Here is a 3,993-nt window from a genome sequence, read left to right on the forward strand (position 1 = left end):
CCTAATTTGTATACCCGGATTTGTTGGGTGTCGCTTCGCTTTACCCAACCTACGACTAGAAACCGGGTTTCTTTACCTCCCACAATACCTGAATTTGTTGGGTGTCGCTTCGCTTTACCCAACCTACGACTAGGTTTCTTGACCCCCCCAGGGAGAAACTGGGTTTCTTTACCCCCAGGTATTTCCCATTAGGTAGCCAATATGTGAAAGGTTGTTGATGTGGATTATTATAGTTTAAAATGGTGGCGATCGCCCTCACTAGATCGGACTGCGGCGTAGCCGGCGCGTGGCTTTGGGACTGCCATCTAAAGAACCCGGCGGAAAGGCTCCGGTGTTATTTTGTGTCAAAATGGTTGATAGAAGTGTTGATGGATAGGTTGAAATCGTGGCTTTCAAAATTGGTTTATTGGGATTGGGAACCGTTGGTCAGGGAACTGCTGCAATTTTATTAGATCGTGAGGGTCGCCATCCCCTGCTCAAAGAAATCGAACTGGTGAGGGTAGGGGTGCGATCGCTTTCCAAGTCCCGGACGATCGCATTACCAGAAAACCTATTAACCACAGATTTAGAAGCGATCGTCACCGATCCAGAAATAGATATTGTGGTAGAGTTGATTGGGGGAGTTGAACCAGCGCGATCGCTAATCCTCAAGGCGATCGACCATGGGAAACATATTGTCACCGCCAATAAAGCCCTCATCTCCCGTCATGGGGCGGAAATCTTCTCAGCCGCCACCCAAAAAGGCGTTTATGTTCTCCTAGAAGCGGCTGTAGGTGGGGGGATACCAGTTATTCAACCCATGAAGGAATGCCTGGGGGCTAACCGGATTAATACAGTTATGGGTATTGTTAACGGTACAACTAACTATATCCTAACTCGGATGCAGGCAGAGGCGGCGAACTTTGATGAAGTTCTGCAACAGGCGCAAGAATTGGGTTATGCGGAAGCAGACCCCACCGCTGATGTGGATGGTTTGGATGCAGCAGATAAAATCGCGATTTTGGCATCCCTAGCTTTTGGGGAAAGGATTAAACTTGAGCAAGTCTATTGTGAGGGAATTCGGGGAATTAGTGCCACCGATATTGACTATGCCGATCGCCTAGGTTTTACCATTAAACTATTAGCGATCGCCTCCCGTAGCCTTGAATCTGATACCGATAATATATCCGTGCGGGTGCATCCTACCCTAGTGCCGAAACTCCACCCCCTAGCCAGTATTAACGGCGTTAATAATGCCATTTTCATCGAAGGGGAACCTATCGGACAAGTGATGTTTTTCGGTCCGGGAGCGGGAGCGGGACCTACCGCCAGCGCCGTAGTTTCGGACATTCTCAATATTGCCGGAATTATCACCACCACTAACACCCCCCATGGTGTAGCCGAGTCCGCCCATCCCCTGAAGACTTGTATCCACCAACATTATTGTGAACTCGCCCCCATAGAAGAATTAATCACCCGATTCTACGCCCGATTTATTACCCGCGACCTACCGGGAGTGATTGGTAAATTGGGAACCTGTTTTGGCAACCATGAAGTCAGCATAGAATCAATTGTGCAAATTGACACCCACGGGAAACAAGCTGAGATTGTCGTGGTCACCCATGATGTGCGAGAGGGAAATTTCCGTGCCGCCCTAGAGGAGTTAAAACACATGGATATCGTCGATCGCTTTCCTAGTTTGTTGAGGGTTTTATAACAACAAGTCCCCCCAAGGTGGGGGATTAGGGACGCTTCCAGACTTTCACTTCTCCATCCCAGTCCCCACTGAGAATCATGGTTTGATCAGAGCTGATAGCAATAGCGGTCACATAACCGGTATGACCTCCTAGGTTGGCTTCTATGGTGCCACTGGTGAGATTCCAGACTTTCACGGTTTTATCCCAACTCCCACTCACCAGAGTTTGGTTATTAGAAGCGATCGCCACTGACCAAACCCCGTCTCTATGTCCGCTGAGACGGCGGATCGGTTGTCCGTTGTCTAGTTTCCAGATGGTAATAGTCCCATCAGCACTACCAGAGGCGAGGATTTCTCCATTGGGACTGATCGCTAAAGATAAAACTGAGAGTTCGTGACCTTCTAGGGTCCGCTTTAGCGCTCCTGTTTCTAAGTTCCACAGCCGGATAGTACGATCGCGGCTACCTGTCGCTAAGGTTTTACCATCGGGACTAATGGCGATCGCTCCCACCAGTTGGGAATGTCCCTCTAGGGTCTGTTGTAGGGAACCAGTTGCCAGATCCCATAATTTAACGCTACCGTCCCAGCCTCCACTGGCTAGGGTTTTGCCGTCGGAACTAATGGCGATCGCTAATATGGCGCTATTATGTCCGGTTATGGTTTGTACAGGAGAAAAGCTACCTGTTTGTAAACCCGCCGCCAGATCCCAAATTCTAATTATCCCATCTTCTCCGGCGGTGATTAGTTGCTGACCATTAGGAGTGACTAACACCCTGGTAGCTTCCCTATTATGGGCGGAAAAGGACTGTCTTAATCCCCCGGTGGCTAAATTCCAGATGTCAACTGTGCCATTGCTATTGCCACTAATTCCCAGGGAGTCTGTAGTGGCGATCGCCATTATTTGTCCTGATGTTTGTTTAAACCGGGATGCCATGGCAAATCCTCCCTCAGCGGCTCCTGGTGCGCCATTCGCACCCCCTGTAACCGGCAAAGTGGGGGGACTCACTACTGTGGGTATATCCTCTCTAGCGACCGGCTGAGGCGGTGTGGGGATAGATGGCAATGTTGCTGTTTTCCGCCACTGCCAAAATCGATTAATTTCAATAGCTGCGGCTGCAATGGTATCCGGGTTTAGCCCAAATTGAACAATACCATTAATGCCAATCAGATTACCGCGAGAGTCTAAAACCGGACCGCCACTCATACCACTGCGGACTAGATTGGTATATACTAGGCTGTAACCCTGTTGGCGATTTTGGCGGTGGGTAACTTGTCCTTGGCTACTGAAAAAAAGCCTTTGTCCTAAACTACTACCGGATCTCGGCCATCCTGCTACATGGACGGTATCTCCTACATTGACGCTCTCAGGGTTCGCCATGGTTGCTATCTGATAGCGTTGGGAACTACTGAAGGGGACGATCGCTAAGTCTAGTCCGGGTATCCGTTGAATTAGGCTATAGTAGACTGAGTGGCGACGACCGTCTGCGGTGATGATTTCATAGTCCCCAATTCGGTTGACGACGTGCCAGTTGGTTAGCACATAGTAGGTGTGATCCTGTTTTTCGACAATTACCCCAGAACCACCTTTGGGACCTTCAATGCGGACGGTGATTTCGGCGGCGATCGCATTAACTTCTGTGGCTGTTAGTTCATCAGTATTAGCACTAATTAGGGTAATTCCCTCTGTGGCGATCGCTACCCCTAACCAGGGAACAACTACCCCAATCATACCTAAACTTGAGGCAGTCAGACCAATTAATAATAATTGCCAATTTCTAGTCTTAGTCATCTGACAAACCTATATATAGCAGACCAGGCGCGTTTGACCTACTGACGCACCTAGTCGCAATTTACATATCTTTTTTGAACTCTTCCAACAGCTTCATTAAATCGGTAATTACCCGGCTGGGAATTAGATCCGCTAGGGAAAGGGTTGTTTTACCACCCCCCAACTTCACGGGGGTATCTTTCAGAATGTTAATGACTGTTTCTTCCTCTAAGTCGGCGGCTTCTTCTAATATGGGATAGAGTTTTTCCGCAACTGGGGTGTGTAAATTGGCATCACCTAGGTATAAATTCCATTTGGTAATATCCATATAAACGTTTTCGCCAATTTCGGCGGCGAGTTTTTCGATCGCTTGGGTATTGCCAGAATTAGACATTTAGAAAACTCCGGTGATTTGCAAAAAAAGCTGATTTGCCTAGTGTTGGGTTTCACCCAACCTACTCTGTTGGGTTTCACCCAACCTACTCTGTTGGGTTTCACCCAACCTACTCTGTTGGGTTTCACCCAACCTACTCCTACACCCAACCTACTC

At 48.5% G+C, this 3,993-nt stretch carries 3 protein-coding genes; 1 reads left to right on the forward strand and 2 read right to left on the reverse strand.

The window, feature by feature from the left end; genetic code table 11:
• The first annotated feature begins 385 nt into the window (after nucleotides 1-385).
• Nucleotides 386-1,696 (forward strand): homoserine dehydrogenase, encoded by a 1,311-nt coding sequence (locus P5683_RS20295; protein ID WP_193520270.1) that lies wholly within the window; start codon nucleotides 386-388, stop codon nucleotides 1,694-1,696.
• A 25-nt stretch (nucleotides 1,697-1,721) separates the two neighbouring features.
• Here P5683_RS20295 and P5683_RS20300 read toward each other — a convergent pair whose 3' ends face one another.
• Nucleotides 1,722-3,464, reverse strand: coding sequence for a trypsin-like peptidase domain-containing protein (locus P5683_RS20300; protein ID WP_008049426.1), 1,743 nt, complete (start codon nucleotides 3,462-3,464; stop codon nucleotides 1,722-1,724).
• 61 nt (nucleotides 3,465-3,525) lie between these two features.
• A complete protein-coding gene (locus P5683_RS20305) occupies nucleotides 3,526-3,837 on the reverse strand; it encodes a DUF3181 family protein (protein WP_006620674.1) in 312 nt (103 codons plus the stop codon).
• Between the last annotated feature and the right edge of the window lie 156 nt (nucleotides 3,838-3,993).

Source organism: Limnospira sp. PMC 1279.21, from assembly GCF_032349615.1.
Classification (GTDB): Bacteria; Cyanobacteriota; Cyanobacteriia; order Cyanobacteriales; family Microcoleaceae; genus Limnospira; species Limnospira fusiformis.

Excerpts from the sequence above, each read along its gene's own strand:
- P5683_RS20300 (WP_008049426.1), bottom strand. The coding sequence starts at position 3,464 with ATGACTAAGACTAGAAATTGGCAATTATTATTAATTGGTCTGACTGCC.
- P5683_RS20305 (WP_006620674.1), bottom strand. The coding sequence starts at position 3,837 with ATGTCTAATTCTGGCAATACCCAAGCGATCGAAAAACTCGCCGCCGAA.